Source organism: Pseudomonas sp. RGB, assembly GCF_007713445.1.
GTDB lineage: Bacteria > Pseudomonadota > Gammaproteobacteria > Pseudomonadales > Pseudomonadaceae > Aquipseudomonas.
Genome location: NZ_VMSH01000035.1, coordinates 1 through 16,714, shown reverse-complemented (window position 1 = coordinate 16,714; position 16,714 = coordinate 1). Strand labels below are relative to the sequence as shown.

The window sequence follows — 16,714 nt, the reverse complement described above, 5'->3', positions numbered from 1 at the left end:
TTTTCCCAGGCAGGGTTGGCGACTTTCAGCACTTCGGCCAGGTCAGCGGTGCGTTCGAACGGCTGGATTTCACGGCGTTCGACCACGGCACGGGCCATGCGGCCGGCGAAGCGTTCTTCACCGTATTCCTTGAACACGCGGGCGATTTCTTCCACCGGCGCGGTGGCGATGAACTGCGCGGCACTGACACCACGGGTAGGGTCCATGCGCATGTCGAGCGGGCCGTCGTTCATGAAACTGAAGCCACGTTCCGGGTCATCGAGCTGCGGCGAAGACACGCCCAGATCGAGCAAAACCCCGGCCACCTTGCCTGCCATGCCGCGCTCGGCGACTTCGGCACCCAGCTCGGCAAAGCTGCGCTGTACAACGACAAAGCGGCCGTCTTCGGCCGCTAGCGCTTGCCCGGTGGCAATCGCTTGAGGGTCTTTGTCGAACCCGAGGAGCTTACCGTCGGACCCGAGCTGGCTGAGTATCAACCGACTGTGCCCGCCCCGGCCGAAGGTGCCGTCCAAATAGCAGCCATCCGCGCGTACGGCGAGAGCCTCAACGGCTTCGTCAAGCAGTACGGTGATGTGGTTAAAGCCGCTATCAATAGTCACAGGATCAAATCACGCAGTTCATCAGGCATCGCGCCCGGTTGTTGAATAGCAGCCAGGTCCGCTGCAGAAACAGCATCCCAGGCATCTTCGTCCCACAATTGGAACTTGTTCAGTTGGCCCACCAGCATTGCGCGCTTATCCAGCTTGGCGTACTCGCGCAAACGCGGCGGCACCAGAAAACGCCCACTGCCATCGAGTTCGAGGTCGACGGCATTACCAATCAGCAAACGCTGCAGGCGGCGGTTTTCTTCACGCAATGAAGGCAGAGCGCGCAACTTGGTTTCGATCAACTCCCACTCATCGAGCGGGTAAACACACAAACAAGGGTCAACGGCATCAATCGTGATGATTAACTGGCCTGAACTTCGCGAAATGAGCTCGTCACGATACCGGCTCGGCATGGCGAGACGGCCTTTTGCATCGAGACTGATAGCGTTAGCTCCGCGAAACACAGATGCGTTTCTCCAAATTTTAGCGTTTTACGTTCAAAAAACCCACTTTGTGCCACTTTCCGCCACTTGCGCACACTATAGGAATGCGCCCACCACACCGTCAAGGCGCGGATTCAAGGAAAAGCCTTACAGAACGGAGATTTAGGAGTGTAAAAGGAGGAGAAACGCGAGTTCGGCGATGTTTTTGACTCAACAACCGCAAATAGCTCATGGAGCTATGGCTTAAAGTTAAAGTGATTTATTAAGAGTAAGATTTTTTTGGTATTACGAAGATGCATCTGCCAATGATTTGGCAGGGAGGGATTCTTGCGTTACTACCGGGTTTCTGCACGAGATTCGGACAGAAGGAAAAAAGGTGGAGAGTCGATCTGTAAGCCGGGTTCTGTCTTGAACAGTCATTCGTCTACGATGGCCATCACTGGACATCTTTAGCAACCTACCCGGTCCCAGCGCGGGCCACGCCTTGGGACCCTATTTGGTCTTGCTCCAAGTGGGGTTTACCTAGCCACGAACTGTTGCCAGTCGTGCGGTGCGCTCTTACCGCACCTTTTCACCCTTACCGGCACCGAAGTGCTTAGGCGGTTATTTTCTGTGGCACTTTCCGTAGGCTCACGCCTCCCAGGCATTACCTGGCACTTCGCCCTATGGAGCCCGGACTTTCCTCCCCCCCCTAATTTTCATAGAAGGCAGCGACTGTCCAATCGACTCTCCGCCGCGCAGGTTAACGGCACGGCGGGCTGAGGACAAGTATTAAAAGTGCAGCAATGCCATCACGTTCGGACGGAATGCCGGTTCGCCCCCGGAACTATTCGGCTTTCTGTTTATCCAGCGCGACCTGATACAGCACATTCTTGCGCACGCCGGTAATTTCAGCGGCCAGCGCCGCAGCCCGCTTGAGGGGCATTTCCTTGAGCAGCAGATCGAGTACGCGCATGGCCTCGCTGCCCACAGCATCCTCATCCTCCGGCGCTGCCCAACCGGCCACCAGCACCACACACTCGCCACGCTGTTGATTGCTGTCGCCTTCGACGAAGGCCCGCAACGCTTCCAACGGCAGGCCCTTGAGGGTTTCGAACGTCTTGGTCAGCTCGCGCGCCAGCAGCGCGAGGCGCTCGCCGCCAAACACCAGCTCCATGTCTTGCAGGCATTCAAGGATGCGGTGCGGGGCTTCATAGAAGATCAACGTACGCGGCTCTTCCTTGAGTGCCTGAAGACGCGCGCGGCGCCCAACGGTCTTGGCTGGCAGGAAGCCCTCAAAGATAAAACGATCCGACGGCAACCCGGCAGCCGATAATGCAGCAATCAGCGCGCACGCTCCCGGAACAGGCACTACATTGATACCAGCGGCTCGCGCCTGACGGACCAAGTGGTAGCCGGGATCGGAAATCAACGGCGTACCGGCATCGGAGATCAGTGCCACATCGTCACCGGCCAGCAGGCGCGTGATAAAACGGCTGCCTTCTTCGCGTTCGTTATGTTCGTGGCAAGCGGCTAGGGGCGTGCTGATACCAAAATGCTGCATCAACCGCTGGGAATGCCGCGTGTCTTCCGCCGCGATCAATTTTACGTCGCGCAACACTTTCAGCGCCCGGGCACTGATGTCGTCCAGGTTGCCAATGGGCGTCGCCACGACAAAAAGCGAGCCTGCAGTGGAATTCAAAGGACCTGGAGCAGTCAAAACGCACACCTCGATGGTTGGGAAAAGTCGCATTGTAGCGCGTAGGCGCCTCGATAATATGCCCTCAAGGTCGGCCGTCGATGGCTGTTGGCAGCATTTGCACGACCTAAATCGACGGTTTCACGCCAGTAACATCGCGCCTGGGCCAGTGCTTGGGTACACTTCCACGCTAATTTGATCGGTATCAGGAACACTTACATGATCGCTTGCCTGCGGCTGCTCTCCGCCCTCTGCCTCGCTGCCTTATTGGCTGCCTGTGCCAGCTCGCCCTCGTCCAGCCTTGGCGACCTCCCCCGGACCCCGGATGCCAGTATCGAGCAACTGCTCGAACAGGCTACCTCCGCCAACACGCCAGAAAAGGCCGCGATGCTGCGCCTGAGTGCGGCTGACCTGGCCTACCACCAGAACAACCCTGGGCGTTCGTCGCAGATTCTCGCGCAGGTGCCCCTGGATGTCCTGAAGCCAGCCGCGCAAGTGTTTGCCAGCACCCTGGCCGCCGAACTGGCCATGGCGCGCAATCAGCCCAAAGCTGCATTGGCAGCCCTGAACCATCCCAGCCTGCAAAGCCTGAAGGAGCTGCCGACAGACCAGCAGATCCGTACCGGCACCGTGCATGCCCGCGCCTATGAAGCCGATGGCCAGACCCTGGCCGCCGCGCGTGAGCGTGTCGCCATGGCTCCGCTGCTGACGGGCGACGCTGCCAACAGCAACCACGAAGCCATCTGGGCGTTGATTGCCGCGCTGCCGGCTGACCAGTTGCAAGCCAGCGGCAACCCGACGCTTGATGGCTGGATCAGCCTGGCCAAAGCCGTCAAAGGCGCCGGCACTCTGGAGCAACAACAAGCCGCGATCGACACCTGGCGCGCGCAGAACCCTGGGCACCCGGCCGCAGTGCAACTGCCGACGCCGCTGACCAAGCTCAAGGAACTGGCCAGCCAGCCGCTGAACAAGATCGCCCTGCTACTGCCGCAGGACGGTCCGCTGGCTGCGGTCGGCAAGGCGCTGCGCGAAGGCTTCATGGCGGCTCACTACCAGGCCGAACAAGCCGGGCAGAAACCGCCGGTCATCGAGTTCTATGACAGCTCGCGCCTGACCTCCCTCGACGACTTCTATGCCAAGGCCCAGGCCGCCGGCGTACAACTGGTTGTCGGCCCGCTGGAAAAACCGCTGGTCAAACAACTCGCTGCTCGCCCGCAACTGCCGATCACGACGCTGGCGCTGAACTACAGCGAACTGAATGAAAACCCGCCGCAACTGTTCCAGTTCGGCCTGGCCGCTGAAGACGAAGCCCGCGAAGTCTCGCGCCGTGCCCGCGCCGACGGCCTGCACCGCGCCGCCGCCATGGTGCCGCGTGGCGAATGGGGTGAGCGTGTTTACAAAGCCTTCCGTCAGGATTGGGAAGCCAATGGCGGCACCGTCGTCGGCGTCGAGTACGTTGACCAGCCGGTCGCCCTCGCCCAGCAGATTGCCGACCTGTTCCAGCTGCGCAAAAGCGAAGGTCGCGCCAAGAGCCTGCAAAGCGCCGTTGGCACTGATGTAGCAGCACAACCGTCGCGCCGCCAGGACATCGAGTTCATCTTCCTGGCTGTGACGCCGCAATTGGCCCAGCAGATCAAGCCAACCCTGAACTTCCAGTACGCCGGCGACGTGCCTGTGTATGCGACGTCCCACGTGTTCAGCGCCAGCGGCGACAAGAACCAGTACCTGGACATGACCAACGTCATGTTCTGTGAAACCCCTTGGCTGCTCAACACCACCGACCCGCTGCGCAACCAGGTTGCCGCGCAATGGCCACAAGCCAATGGCAGTCTGGGCCGCCTGTACGCGATGGGCGCGGACGCCTACCGTCTGGCTCCGCGACTGGGCCAACTCAAGGCGCTGCCGGATACGCGCGTTGACGGTCTCTCCGGCAGCTTGGGCATCAGCGCCAACCAGCGCGTTGACCGCCAGATGCCGTGGGCGAAATTCGTTGGCGGCGACATCCAGCGCCTGCCGGACACCTCGCGCTGATGCCCGAGCGGTCCAGCGCACAAAGCGGCAAGGATGCCGAACTTCAAGCCCTCCAGTATCTGCAACAACAGGGTCTGCGCCTTCTGGCGCAGAACTGGTTGTGTAAACGCGGTGAGCTTGATCTGGTCATGCTTGACGGCGATACAGTAGTATTCGTCGAAGTCCGCTACAGAAAACACGCACAATGGGGTGGCGCGCTCGCCAGTATCGACGGGCGCAAGCGTCAGAAGCTGATACTCGCCGCGCAGTTTTTTCTGCAAAAAGAGCATCGCTGGGCTGACTCCCCCTGCCGTTTCGATGTGGTTGCCATAGAAAGCACACCGTCTGGCCCCGCTGATCTGAATTGGCTTAAAAATGCCTTCGACAGCTGATTCACCGGACATCTTCACCACACACTTTTGCTCTTTGCTTTGCGGGCTGCACATTCCTGTGCCAAACAGCCGCGCTACTTAAGGTCACACAGATGGACATGCAATCCCGAATTCGCCAGCTTTTCCAGGCCAGCATCGACACCAAGCAACAGGCGATGGACGTACTTGCACCGCACATCGAGCAAGCCAGTCAGGTCATGGTCAATGCCTTGCTCAACGAGGGCAAAATGCTTTCGTGCGGCAACGGCGGTTCGGCCGGTGATGCCCAGCACTTTTCCTCCGAGCTGCTCAACCGCTTCGAGCGCGAGCGCCCGAGCCTGCCGGCCATTGCCTTGACCACCGACACGTCGACGATCACCTCGATCGCCAACGACTACAGCTACAACGAAATCTTCTCCAAACAGATTCGCGCCCTGGGCCAACCCGGCGACGTGCTGCTGGCGATCTCCACCAGCGGCAACTCGGCGAACATTATTCAAGCGATCCAGGCCGCACATGATCGCGAAATGATTGTCGTAGCATTGACCGGCCGTGACGGCGGCGGCATGGCCTCGCTGCTGTTGCCGGAGGACGTTGAAATTCGCGTCCCGGCCAATGTCACTGCACGCATTCAAGAAGTCCACCTGCTGGCGATCCACTGCCTGTGCGATCTGATCGACAGCCAACTGTTCGGGAGTGAAGAATGACCGTTAACCGCCTCAGCCTTTTGGCCATCACGCTGTGCCTTGCCATCAGCGGCTGCAGCACGGCAATCACCGCGACACGTGACACACCCATTCAGGATGACCGGGGCACGCGTACTTTCGGCAGCACAATCGATGATTCGCTCATCGAAACCAAGGTCAAGGTGAACGTCGCCAAGGCCGCTACAGACTTGGGCAATGGCGCCTCGCGCATTGTGGTAACCAGCTTCAACGGCGTGGTACTGCTGGCCGGCCAGACGCCGCGTGCGGAGCTCAAGGCCCAGGCAGAACAAGCCGCCTCGTCGGTTCAGCGGGTCAAGAAGGTCCACAATGAACTGCAGGTCATGGACCCTATTACCCTGCTGGCCATCAGTAACGATGCGTTGCTGACCACCAAAATCAAGGCGCAGATGCTTACCGACAGCGCCGTACCGGGCTCGCGCATCAAAGTCGTCACCGATAACGGCATCGTTTACCTGATGGGCCTGCTGACCCAGGCGGAAGCCACCCGCGCATCCAACCTGGTTCAGGGTGTGTCCGGCGTACAGAAGATCGTAAAAGTGTTCGAATACATCGACTGATGTCATTCGCAGCCACAAAAAAGGGCGCCGTGCATTGATTGCACGGCGCCCTTTTTAGTGGCCTGCGTTTATTGGTACTGCTGGTACGGGTTGCCCTGGAACTGGTTGTTCTGCTGCGGCGCCTGTTGCTGTTGTTGCTGCTGACCCGGTTGGCCGTATTGCTGACCTGGGATCGGGCCGAGGTTGACCTCTACGCGACGGTTCTGCGCACGGCCATTCACGTCGGCGTTGCTGGCAATCGGGTTATCCGGGCCGGCACCGCGTGCACTCAGGTTGGTCGGGCTCACGCCTTGGGAAGTGAGGTAATTGGCCACGCTCTGCGCACGACGCTGGGACAGGTCCATGTTCAACTGGCGGCTGCCGGTACTGTCGGTGTAGCCAACAATCTGGATGGTGTTCTGGTTGAACTGCTTCAGCGAGTTCGCCAGGTTGTTCAGCGGCGTATAGAAGCTGCTGGCGATCGCGTCCGAGTTGGTGGCAAAGGTAATGTTACCCGGCATGATCAGCTTGATCTGGTCACCCTGGCGCTGCACTTCAACACCGGTGTTGGCCATGCTTTCACGCAGTTTCTTTTCCTGCTGGTCGGCGTAATAACCGTAACCGGCGGCGCCGATACCGGCGATAGCACCACCGATCAGTGCACCCTTGCCACGGTTGTTATGGTCGATGGCTGCACCGGCCAATGCGCCAGCCAGCGCACCCAGGCCGCCATACTTGGCAGTTTTGCTGATACCGCCTTGCGAACCATCGTTTGCCTGCCCCTGGCTGCCGTCATAAGGATTAGGCGAGGCGCAGCCGGACAACAGGGCTACGGCGGTGGCAACAACAAGAAGACGACGCGGAGTAAACATGAAGGAAGCTCCTACTTTTGCATTCTGTGGTGCAAAGGACATTGGCAATGGACCTGTGCCGGGTTTTGAACGCGACAAACGGTAAAAATTCCGTGACCATCGCCCCTGCTGTGACAAAGGCTGGCCAGCATCACCGCTAAGCAAACCGTAGCAGACCCAGGCTGAACGCGAGCTGCGACGACGATTCTTTGTATAGAACAGCCCTAGACCCGTGGTTATTCCCTACGCCCGCACAAACGGATTCTCACGCATCTCATCGCCCAACCGGGTGTCCGGCCCGTGCCCGGTAACCACCGTCGCGCCCTCATCCAGGGTGTACAAACGCTGCTTGATTGAACGCACGATGGTGGCCTGGTCCCCGCCCCACAGGTCGGTCCGCCCCACGCCGCGCTTGAACAATGTGTCGCCGGCAATCAACAACTTGGCATCGGCAAACCAGAAGCTCATCGAACCCGGTGTATGCCCTGGCGTGTGCAAGGCCACGCCGCAACCGCAGGCCAACGCCTCATCATCTTCCAGCCAGCGATCCGGCGACGGCACCGGCGTATAAGGCACGCGAAACATCTGGCACTGCATTTCCAGGTTATCCCACAGGAATTTATCGTCCTTGTGCAGATGCAAGGTGGCGCCGGTTTTCTCTTTCAATTGGCCGGAGGCCAGGAAGTGATCGAGGTGCGCATGGGTATGGATGATGCTCACCACCTTGAGGCCCAACGCCTCCAGGCGAGCCAGGATCAGCTCGTGATTGCCGCCAGGGTCGACCACGATGGCTTTTTTGGTGATTGGGTCACCGATGATGGTGCAGTTGCACTGCAACGGGCCGACGGGGAAGGTTTCGCGAATCAGGGCAGGTAGCTGAGACATCAGAGCGAACTCGATCATTTGTAAGTCAGCGATTTTGGCACAAATGCGTTGCTCCCTACCCCAACAACCCCATCTCCTGCGCCCGCGCTACCGCCTGGGTTCGGCGCTCCACGCCCAGCTTGCTGTTGATATGGCTGGCGTGGGTTTTCACCGTGTGCAGGGAGATAAACAACTGGTTGCTGATTTCCTGGTTTGAGCAGCCTTGGGCGATCAGTTGCAGCACTGCCAGCTCGCGGGTGCTGAGGGTTTCGTGCGAGGGCAAGGCCTCGGCGGCGGCAACCACCGGCAGCAGCGCCAACAGGTTTTGGTTCAACAACGCATGCGGGGTCTTGCCGAGTTGTTCGCGCATCCAGTCAGGGTAACGTTCCAGCAGCCGCTGGAACGGTTGCAGTGCGCCACCAACCCCCGCCTCAAGCGCCTGGGCCACGATCGGCCGCGCCTTGGCTTCCTGGCCGCACTCCAGCAATACATGCGCCTGTTGGGTCAGGGCCATCAGGGCAATCATCTGGCGCCCGCTGCTTTGCGCCTGCTGTGCCAGCTCTTCGAGGCGCTGCAGGGCCGCAGCCGGTTGATGGCGGATCGCATCGAGTGCGGCCTGCTGCAGCCCGATGTGTTGCGCCAGGTGTGGATGAAACTCCGGTGCGGCGGCGGCGTGCTCACCGTTATAGGTCTGCCCCAGGCGGGTCAGCCAGGCGTCGGCAAGGTCGGTGCGGCCTTGGGCCAGCCATAATTCGCATTTGATCAGGGTGATCATCGCCAGGTAATAGATCGGCGGCACGTCCCAGATATGCATCAGGCGCTCGGCTTCGGCGAGTTCGGCGAAGGCCTTGGCGAAATCACCGCGCCGCCCTTCGAAATTGGCAATCACACAATGCCCGATGAGTACGCTGATATCGCGGCAGGCACGGGCTTCGCTCAGGCCGGCACGCAAACGGGCAAGGCCAGCGTCAGACTGATAACGCACCAGCAGCAAATAACCTTCGTAGAGCGATAACCGCGCGCGTACGGCGTACAGCCGTTGGGGCGCAAGGCCTTGCAGGCGTTGCAACCCCTGGCGCACTTCGTCCAGAGAACGCAGAATTTCGCCGCGCGCCTGCAATACGCGCGCGCGGTCGTAATGGGCCAGGGCCTCGAACAGCGGGTTGCCGACGCGCTGCGCCAGCTCCAGGGATTCGCGATTCAGGCCACGCGCGCGCCACAGGTCGGCATCGACAATAGCCAAGTTGGACAGGGTCGACAGGCACATCAGGCGCTGGCCATAGCGTTTGTGCGGCAGGCTTTCCAACGCCTCGCTGCAGTAACGCTGGGTCAACTCACGATCACCTCGCCCGCGGGCGATGATCCCGCTCAGCGCCAGCCATTGGGCCAGCATCGACTTTTGCGCAGTGGCCGACGGCGCCGGCAGGAAGCGACTGAGGTAGCCTGACAATTCTTCCGCCGCATCCAACTGGCACGCCAACCCCAGCGCCCAGCTGTAGAGCACGATCAAGCGCGGCGTGCTGATCAGCAGGCTGTCGGGCAAGTCCATCTTCCAGCGCAGCAGCATGCCCACATTCTGCTCGGCCAGCAGCTGCTCCTCTGACAGGTTCTGCACCAGGTTTGCCGCCACATCGAGGTGGCCGGCGCGCAACGCCTGCTCCACGGCTTCGTCGATAAAACCCTGGGCGTTGAACCAACGACAGGCCCGCAAGTGCAGGCTGGCAATCGGCAAGGTGGCATTGCTCGCGCGGCGCGTGCGCAGCAAATCGGAAAACAAATGGTGGTAACGGTACCAATGGCCCTGTTCGTCCAGCGGCACCAAAAACACCTGATGGGCCTGCAGATAGCGCAGGATTTCCGCGCTGTCATGGGCCTCGCGCACGGCGTCGCACAGCTCGCCGCAGAAACGATCCTGAGGCGCCGTGTCGTACAGGAACGCCTGCACTTCAACCGGCAGGCAGTCGATGACCTCTTCGAGCAGGTAATCGCGAATCAGCCCTTCGCCACCGTGCAAGCTGTGCGGCAACGCGCTTTCATTGCCCGCTTCGGCGATGGCCAACAGCCAGAAACGCAGGCCGGCGACCCACCCTTCACTGCGCCGGATCAGGTTGTCCAGCGCCTCGCCGCGCAACGAGCTGCTGTGCCGAGCCAGCACGGCCAGCGATTCGTCGTGGGTCAGGCGCAGGTCTTGTTCATGCAGCTCCAGCAGGTGCCGGGACAGCCGCAGGCGCGCCAGGTGCCAGTCGGGACGTTGGCGGCTGGTGACCATGACCACCAGCCCATCAGGTAAATGATTCAGGAAAAACTGCAGGCAACGATCCAGCACCGGGCCCTGGGCCAGATGGTAGTCATCCAGTACCAGCAACAAGGGCGCGCGCGTGGACAAGTGCAACGTCAGCTCATCGAGCAGGCCGTCGAGCCATTCTTCAAAGGCAAAGGGTTGGTGACGCTGGCGCATCTTCAGCAGGCCCAGGGATTGGGCGCCGAGTTGCGGGAAGTACTGTTGCAAACCGTCGAGCAGGCGCTCGAGGAAACGGCCCGGGTCGTTATCGCGCGGGCTCAGGCCCAGCCACAGGCTTTGCCAATGCGCCGGCAACCCCTGGCAGAACTCCACCGCCAGCGAACTCTTGCCGAACCCCGCCGGAGCGCTGACCAGTAGCAGTCGCCCCTCCAGACCAGCACTCAGCCGCTCGCACAGGCGCGGGCGCAGCACATAGCCGTCAGGCAAAGGTGGCCTGTAGAAGCGCGCTTCCAGCGTCGGAATTACTGCGCTTGCAGGCCCTTGGATTCGGGACAGATCAGTCATCGCCGGGCTCTTGTAGAAGGCTGTTGTCGGCATTGCAGATGTCCGCAGACTAGCGGTAAAAACGGCGGGTTTGTAGATCTTTGCAACATTTACCTGAAAAAGAACTACGACAAAAAATGTGGGAGCTGCCTAGCGCAAGGCTGGCTTGTGTGGGACTGGCTTGCCTGCGATAGCGTCAACTCGGTGTAACTGATACACCGAGGCGCCTGCATCGCGGGCAAGCCCGACTCCCACACAAGCCAGCTTTACACAAGCCAGCTCCCACATCGTCGAGTGAGTGTTGCTTAGCGCACACCATCCTGGCGCAGGGCCGCCGGGGTGAAGTCGCTGGTGGTGGCGGTGAAGCCGAAGTCATACGCCTGCTTCTCTTCGTTCTTCATGCCCAGGGCCAGGTAGCGGCCGGACTGCAGGTCGTAGAGGGTTTCGAGGGCATACCACGGCACTTGTTTGTCGTAGTAGTTCTCGGCGTGAGCTTCAGCCACGCGCCAAAGTTGGCCACGGCCGTCGTAATGGTCGATCACCGCGGCTTGCCAGGTGTCTTCGTCGATGAAGAAGTCACGCTTGGCGTAGATGTGGCGCTGGCCTTCCTTCAAGGTTGCGACCACGTGCCAGACGCGGCGCAGCTCATAACGTGCCAGGTCCTGGTTGATGTGGCCGGCCTTGATGATGTCGACGTACTTGAGCTTCGGGTCGTCGATCTTGTAGCTGTTGGAGGCGATGTAGATTTCTTTTTTGCCTTCCAGCTTCCAGTCGTAGCGGTCCGGTGCGCCGTTGTACATGTCGAGGTTGTCGGAGGTACGCAGGCCATCGGCAGCGGTGCCCGGCCCGTCATAGGACACTTGCGGCGCCCGGCGAACACGGCGTTGGCCGGCGTTGTAGACCCACGCCGAACGCGGCTCCTTCACCTGGTCGAGAGTTTCGTGCACCAGCAGCACACCACCGGCCAGACGTGCCGGCGCGGTCACTTGCTGCTTGAAGTAGAACAGCACGTTGCCCGGGTTTTTCGGGTCGTAGTCCTTCATCTTGTCGCGGAACACAAACTGATCGCGAAAGTACACCAGGCTGAACGAGCCGTTGGTTTGCGGCGTGGCCTGAGTGACCAGACGCGTCACGCTGCCGCCACGATAGCGGGTGATGTGGTTCCAGATCACTTCCACGCCGCTTTTCGGGATCGGAAACGGAACCGCGGTTTCGAAATTTTCCAGGCCGTTGCCGCCAGACACGAGGTTGGTGTTGGTGGCGTTCTTCTTGATGGCCGCGAACACATCAGCCGGCACGGTGGCGCCGCGATGGGTCGGGTAAACCGGCATCTTGAAGGTGTCCGGGTAACGCTTGAACATCGCGTACTGCCCCGGCGCCAGCTTGTCTTTGTACTGCTCGACGTTCTGCGCGGTGATCGTGAATTGCGGCTGCTCGCTGGCATACGGGTTGGCGAGGAAACCACGGGCATCCACGGCGCCGGCATTGGTGGGCAGCGGCGACCATTTGGGGATGGTGCCGGCCGCGTTGCCCGCCATTTCGGCGCCCATCGGGGTCAGGGTCGTACCCAGCTTGGCGGCTTCATCGGCCGAGACTGCCGCCATGACGCTACCCGCCATGATCGACAGCCCAAGCACACCCACGTGCAACAGACTTTTAGTTATTTTCATGTTCTGGCTCTTCCTGAAATGCATGCATCTGAAAAAGAAAGTCTTAGAAGTTCACGCCGGCGCTCAAGGCGATAAAGTCGCGATCGTCCACCGTGGTGAACCGGCCACCAAAGAAGTTGGTGTAGTTCAGGCCGACGGTGTAGGTGTTCTGGTACTCGGCATCGACGCCCAGGCTGACGGCCTTGCGACCCTCTTCAAAGTTGCCGCCAGGGCCTGGCGAATACCCTTTGACGTCATGAGACCAGGCCACGTTGGGCTTGAGGTTCACACCGGCAAATACATCCGGGTATTCCCAGATCGCCCGGGCGCGATAACCCCAGGACGTCGCGGTGGTGTAGCCGTCGTTGTTGCAGTTGGTGTTCAAGCCGGATGCATTCGGCAGGCCCGCACCTTGAGCGGTCGAATTGTTCAGCGCGTTGCAGAAACCACCCGGCAGCGTGCCAGGGCCGAACACTGGATCACGGCCATAACGCGCAGTGTTTTTGCTTTCCAAGCCGCCCACATGGGTTACGCCGATTTCGCCCACGGTGGTCAGGCGGGTCGCGCCCATCACCTGGTCGAAGAAGTGCGTGAAGGTGGTCTGAAACTGGGTCACTTCCTTGCGGTTGTAGCCGTGCAGGTCTTGGCCCGGTGTGCCCTTGAGCACCGATGCATTTTCATAGCCCCGAATCGGCGTAACGCCCGCATACAGAATATCGGTGGTGCTCAGTTGTACCGGCGCGTTTGGCCGGTAGCTCAATTCACCACTCCAGGCGGTGCCGGTAGGCAGCGTGGTGGAGAAGCTCAGGCCGTAGAGGCGGATATCTTCCGGGTACTCGACAAAGTACTGGGAACTGCCGGCCACGATCAACGGACGCAAAGCCGCCAGTTGCCCCAGCGGACGGGTGTAGGCCGAGTTTGGCGCGCCGGTGGCGCTGAAGATTGGCGCACGGCTGTGGTAGTTCATGAAGTACGCACCGAACTCCGTGTCCAGTGGCTCGAAGTTGTAGTGCATGGCCACGCCGAACTGGCCGCTGTCCCGTGCATCACGGTCACCGCCACGTTTTACCAGCACGCCCTCATTGTTCACGTCCACACCCAGCGCGTTCAATGTCGGCAAGGCCGCGCCAGGGATGGTGGAGCGCTTGTTCAAGACCCGCAGGTTATTGCTGCAACCGTCGGCAATCACGTCGGGCTGGGAGAAGAACGTGCCGCAGTTATCCACAACCGTCTGGTCCCACTCCAACTGGTAGAACGCCTCTGCGGAGAGGTTGTCGGTGAGGGTCTGGGACACGTAGAACATATTGACCGGAATCAAGCCTTCCTTGATCTCGGCGCCCGGACGACGGAATGCAGACACATCGATCGGGTTGATCGAGTTGATACCGCCACCAATGAACGTACTTTCGCCCCAGCTCACTACCTGCTTGCCGAAGCGCACGCTGCCTGGCTCATCGGCAACGGTGTAGTTGTGATAAATGAACGCATCGAGAATCTGCCCGCCCGAGGACTTGGCGCCCTCTTTGCGGTTGTTGTTGCTGACGTTCTTGAAGTCCAGGTCTTCGTTTTGCAGCGCGAAGTCGTACCAGTACTTGCCACGCACAAAGATGCCGGTGTCGCCGTATTTCAATTCAAGGTCATGGATACCCTTGAAGATCTTCGAGAAGGAATCACCCTTGTTGAAGTTCAGGTGGCCGTCATCGGAGGTCTGTGAAAGCCCCTTGCCGCCGTTGTTGACACCAATCAGGTCTTTATTGCGACCCGCAGTCGACCAGCTCGCCCCCACCGACAGGGATGAGTCAAAGCTGCCTTCGATTTCACCGATGTTGAAACTGACGCCGAATGCGGGCCCGGCGAGCGTAGAAGCGAGACTGACGGCCAGGGGCAGTCTTGCCCGGCGCCAGAACTGGTTTACTGAGGTCATCGACGCTACTCCATGTGCATTATTGTTATGGCAGTGAGTTCTTTCTTCTGGATGCGTGTAACGGCCGGAATACAACGATTCCAATGCCGAACGGCAACCGAGCCCCCATGGCCCGAAGCGCAACATCCTTGAAAAACTCTGAGATGGACTATAGCCAGCAGGGGGTACCGCTTGATCCCTCTAAAGTGTGATTTGCATCACCAACCCGTCTGCCACAGTCCTTTCGCCACGCCGACGAAGGCCGGCGCGGCAAGGATGGCTGAAAATTGGCAAATCACAAGTGAAGGCTTGAGATAGAGCATTGCCGCGCCCGATCGGGCGCGGCGAGGGGCATCAGAGGGTGGACAGGAACGTGCTGTTATTGGCCTGCCATTCAATGATGTCGATACGGATACGTTTTTTGTCGAGCTTGCCGACACTGGTCTTGGGAATTTCAGTAACAACGGCAATCTGGCTTGGAATCGCCCACTTGCTCAAATGGCCCAGTTCGACAAAAGGCTTGAGGTGCTCCTTGAGCTCGCGAGCACCTATCACATGGCCATCACGGACCACCAGCAACGCAAACGGGCGCTCGCCCCACTGCGGGTCGGCGATGCCCACCACCGCTACTTCGCGTACCGCCGGGTGACGGCTGACCAGGTCTTCGAGGGCCAGGGAGGAGATCCACTCGCCGCCGGTCTTGATCACATCCTTGATGCGGTCGCGAATGTCGATCACGCCAAATGCGTCCAGCGTGGCCACATCGCCAGTGTGCATCCAACCGCCCTCCCACAGCTCGGCACCCTTTTGCGGCTCGTTGTAATAGCCCTCGGTCAGCCACGGTGCGCGCAGCACCAGCTCGCCCTGGGACTCGCCGTCAGCGGGCAGGAAGTTGCCTTCGCTGTCGACAATCGCCGCTTCCACCAACGGCCCGGGCACGCCAGCCTTGATGCGGTAGGTGGTGCGCTCGTCCTCGGTGCCGGCCATCAGTTCTTCGTTGAGGTGGGCACACGACACCAGCGGCCCGGTCTCGGACATGCCGTACGCGGCAGTCAGTTGAATGCCGCGCGCCTTGGCGGCTTCATACAGCGTGCGATTGAGCGCGCTGCCGCCGATGACGATTTTCCAGCCGCCAAAATCCACGCCTTGCGCCGCCTTGGCGTTGAGCACCATTTGCAGGATGGTCGGCACGCAGTGGGAGAAGGTGACCTTTTCCTTGCGCCACAACTCCACCAGGTATTCCGGGTCGTAGCGGCCTGGATAGACCTGCTTCAAACCAAGCATGGTTGCCACGTACGGCAAGCCCCAGGCGTGCACGTGGAACATCGGCGTGATCGGCATGTACACGTCGTTGGTGCCCAGCAGGCGCACGCTGTCGACGCTGCCCATGATCGTCGCAACGCCCATGGTGTGCAGCACCAGTTGGCGGTGGGTGAAGTACACGCCTTTGGGGTTGCCGGTGGTGCCGGTGGTGTAGAAAGTGGTGGCGACGGAGTTTTCGTCGAAGTCCTGGAAGTCGTACGTGGAGCTGGCGGCCGCCAGCAGTGTTTCGTACTCGCCGACCAGGTTGGGCAGCTCGGCGGTTTTTTCGTCGCCGTCGGTGAGCAGCAGCGTTTTGTCGACCGTGGTCAGGTGGCCGGCGATGGCCTGGTAAAGCCCCACGAACTCGCTATTGACCAGCACGAAGCGGTCCTCGGCGTGGTTCATGGTGTAGAGAATCTGTTCGGGCGACAGGCGCACGTTGATGGTGTGGATTACCGCGCCGATCATCGGGATGGCGAACATGCATTCGAGGTAACGGTGGCTGTCCCAGTCCATCACGGCGACGGTGTCACCGGCCTTGACGCCGGCCTCGGTCAGCACGTTGGCCAGGCGCGCGACGCGCTCGATGAGGGTGGGGTAGGTGTAACGCAGTTTGTCGCGGTAGATGATTTCCCGGGTTTTTTCGTAGCGGGTCCCGGACATCAGCAGGCGTTTGATCAACAGTGGGTATTGGTAAGCGCCTTCGGCGGGTGGGATAACACGGGTCTGCAACATACGAATCCCTTATCTGACTGCACGGTGTTGGCTTGAAGACCTGCACTTTAGAGAGCTTATGTGTCAGCTAAATCAGCCAAAGGAATGATTTGCAGAGGCCGATGAATGCTAGCTTTGAGCCATCATCCAGGTACTGCCGGGCTGGGGGCATATCCGTTATTTGGGTGATGGCCGCTTGGGGTTCCGCCCTTACGGCGGGTCACTTTTGAAAAGAGCCTGTACGGACCGGACACATGGTTGACGGGTGTGCGGGGACATGGTGGACACTTTTG

At 60.2% G+C, this 16,714-nt stretch carries 13 protein-coding genes and 1 other RNA gene; 4 read left to right on the top strand and 10 right to left on the bottom strand.

Annotated elements, in window-relative coordinates; genetic code table 11:
- The 4 genes from rsmH to rsmI all read right to left on the bottom strand — a co-directional run.
- Nucleotides 1–599, bottom strand: a 599-nt coding sequence (gene rsmH / locus FPT15_RS29530; RefSeq protein WP_372241506.1) for a 16S rRNA (cytosine(1402)-N(4))-methyltransferase RsmH, incomplete at its 3' end; no start/stop codon positions are given.
- Nucleotides 596–1,051 (bottom strand): division/cell wall cluster transcriptional repressor MraZ, encoded by a 456-nt coding sequence (mraZ, locus tag FPT15_RS29525; RefSeq protein ID WP_003171868.1) that lies wholly within the window; start codon nucleotides 1,049–1,051, stop codon nucleotides 596–598. The genes mraZ and rsmH, both read right to left, overlap by 4 nt.
- A 355-nt stretch (nucleotides 1,052–1,406) precedes the next feature.
- Nucleotides 1,407–1,760, bottom strand: an RNA gene (gene rnpB / locus FPT15_RS29520) — RNase P RNA component class A.
- A 96-nt stretch (nucleotides 1,761–1,856) separates the two neighbouring features.
- Entirely contained in the window at nucleotides 1,857–2,762 is a 906-nt protein-coding gene (gene rsmI / locus FPT15_RS29515) for a 16S rRNA (cytidine(1402)-2'-O)-methyltransferase (RefSeq protein WP_178119770.1), read from the bottom strand.
- A gap of 165 nt (nucleotides 2,763–2,927) precedes the next feature.
- Here rsmI and FPT15_RS29510 point away from each other — a divergent pair, with 165 nt between their 5' ends.
- The 4 genes from FPT15_RS29510 to FPT15_RS29495 all read left to right on the top strand — a co-directional run bounded on the left by FPT15_RS29510 (nucleotide 2,928) and on the right by FPT15_RS29495 (nucleotide 6,374).
- Nucleotides 2,928–4,739, top strand: coding sequence for a penicillin-binding protein activator (locus tag FPT15_RS29510; protein WP_145166210.1), 1,812 nt, complete (start codon nucleotides 2,928–2,930; stop codon nucleotides 4,737–4,739).
- Nucleotides 4,739–5,110 carry a YraN family protein gene (locus FPT15_RS29505; protein WP_145166209.1) on the top strand — a complete coding sequence of 124 codons (372 nt, stop codon included), beginning with the start codon at nucleotides 4,739–4,741 and terminating at the stop codon, nucleotides 5,108–5,110. The genes FPT15_RS29510 and FPT15_RS29505 overlap by 1 nt, the downstream gene beginning before the upstream one ends.
- Nucleotides 5,111–5,202: 92 nt before the next feature.
- Nucleotides 5,203–5,796, top strand: a complete 594-nt coding sequence (locus FPT15_RS29500) for a phosphoheptose isomerase (RefSeq protein ID WP_003216190.1) — start codon at nucleotides 5,203–5,205, stop codon at nucleotides 5,794–5,796.
- Nucleotides 5,793–6,374 (top strand): BON domain-containing protein, encoded by a 582-nt coding sequence (locus tag FPT15_RS29495; RefSeq protein ID WP_106579572.1) that lies wholly within the window; start codon nucleotides 5,793–5,795, stop codon nucleotides 6,372–6,374. The genes FPT15_RS29500 and FPT15_RS29495 overlap by 4 nt, the downstream gene beginning before the upstream one ends.
- Before the next feature lie 68 nt (nucleotides 6,375–6,442).
- Here the strand turns inward: FPT15_RS29495 and FPT15_RS29490 are convergent, their stop codons facing one another.
- From FPT15_RS29490 to FPT15_RS29465, 6 genes are all read right to left on the bottom strand, one after another.
- Nucleotides 6,443–7,225, bottom strand: coding sequence for an OmpA family protein (locus FPT15_RS29490; protein WP_106579573.1), 783 nt, complete (start codon nucleotides 7,223–7,225; stop codon nucleotides 6,443–6,445).
- Nucleotides 7,226–7,447: 222 nt separating this feature from the next.
- Nucleotides 7,448–8,089, bottom strand: coding sequence for an MBL fold metallo-hydrolase (locus FPT15_RS29485; RefSeq protein WP_106579585.1), 642 nt, complete (start codon nucleotides 8,087–8,089; stop codon nucleotides 7,448–7,450).
- Nucleotides 8,090–8,144: 55 nt separating this feature from the next.
- On the bottom strand, nucleotides 8,145–10,874 hold the full coding sequence (locus tag FPT15_RS29480; protein ID WP_145166208.1) for a LuxR C-terminal-related transcriptional regulator: 2,730 nt from the start codon (nucleotides 10,872–10,874) through the stop codon (nucleotides 8,145–8,147).
- Nucleotides 10,875–11,158: 284 nt separating this feature from the next.
- Nucleotides 11,159–12,523: a DUF1329 domain-containing protein gene (locus FPT15_RS29475; protein ID WP_106579575.1), complete on the bottom strand. Its 1,365-nt coding sequence runs from the start codon at nucleotides 12,521–12,523 to the stop codon at nucleotides 11,159–11,161.
- A 43-nt stretch (nucleotides 12,524–12,566) separates the two neighbouring features.
- Nucleotides 12,567–14,426: a DUF1302 domain-containing protein gene (locus tag FPT15_RS29470; RefSeq protein WP_106579576.1), complete on the bottom strand. Its 1,860-nt coding sequence runs from the start codon at nucleotides 14,424–14,426 to the stop codon at nucleotides 12,567–12,569.
- Between the two features lie 333 nt (nucleotides 14,427–14,759).
- Nucleotides 14,760–16,442 (bottom strand): fatty acid--CoA ligase, encoded by a 1,683-nt coding sequence (locus tag FPT15_RS29465; RefSeq protein WP_145166207.1) that lies wholly within the window; start codon nucleotides 16,440–16,442, stop codon nucleotides 14,760–14,762.
- Nucleotides 16,443–16,714 lie beyond the last annotated feature (272 nt).

Bases quoted from the DNA above. Each gene is read 5' to 3' on its own strand.
- FPT15_RS29500 (WP_003216190.1), top strand. From the start codon at position 5,203: ATGGACATGCAATCCCGAATTCGCCAGCTTTTCCAGGCCAGCATCGAC.
- FPT15_RS29470 (WP_106579576.1), bottom strand. From the start codon at position 14,426: ATGACCTCAGTAAACCAGTTCTGGCGCCGGGCAAGACTGCCCCTGGCC.
- FPT15_RS29475 (WP_106579575.1), bottom strand. From the start codon at position 12,523: ATGAAAATAACTAAAAGTCTGTTGCACGTGGGTGTGCTTGGGCTGTCG.
- FPT15_RS29490 (WP_106579573.1), bottom strand. From the start codon at position 7,225: ATGTTTACTCCGCGTCGTCTTCTTGTTGTTGCCACCGCCGTAGCCCTG.
- FPT15_RS29495 (WP_106579572.1), top strand. From the start codon at position 5,793: ATGACCGTTAACCGCCTCAGCCTTTTGGCCATCACGCTGTGCCTTGCC.
- FPT15_RS29485 (WP_106579585.1), bottom strand. From the start codon at position 8,089: ATGTCTCAGCTACCTGCCCTGATTCGCGAAACCTTCCCCGTCGGCCCG.
- FPT15_RS29510 (WP_145166210.1), top strand. From the start codon at position 2,928: ATGATCGCTTGCCTGCGGCTGCTCTCCGCCCTCTGCCTCGCTGCCTTA.
- FPT15_RS29505 (WP_145166209.1), top strand. From the start codon at position 4,739: ATGCCCGAGCGGTCCAGCGCACAAAGCGGCAAGGATGCCGAACTTCAA.
- FPT15_RS29480 (WP_145166208.1), bottom strand. From the start codon at position 10,874: ATGACTGATCTGTCCCGAATCCAAGGGCCTGCAAGCGCAGTAATTCCG.
- rsmI (WP_178119770.1), bottom strand. From the start codon at position 2,762: ATGCGACTTTTCCCAACCATCGAGGTGTGCGTTTTGACTGCTCCAGGT.
- FPT15_RS29465 (WP_145166207.1), bottom strand. From the start codon at position 16,442: ATGTTGCAGACCCGTGTTATCCCACCCGCCGAAGGCGCTTACCAATAC.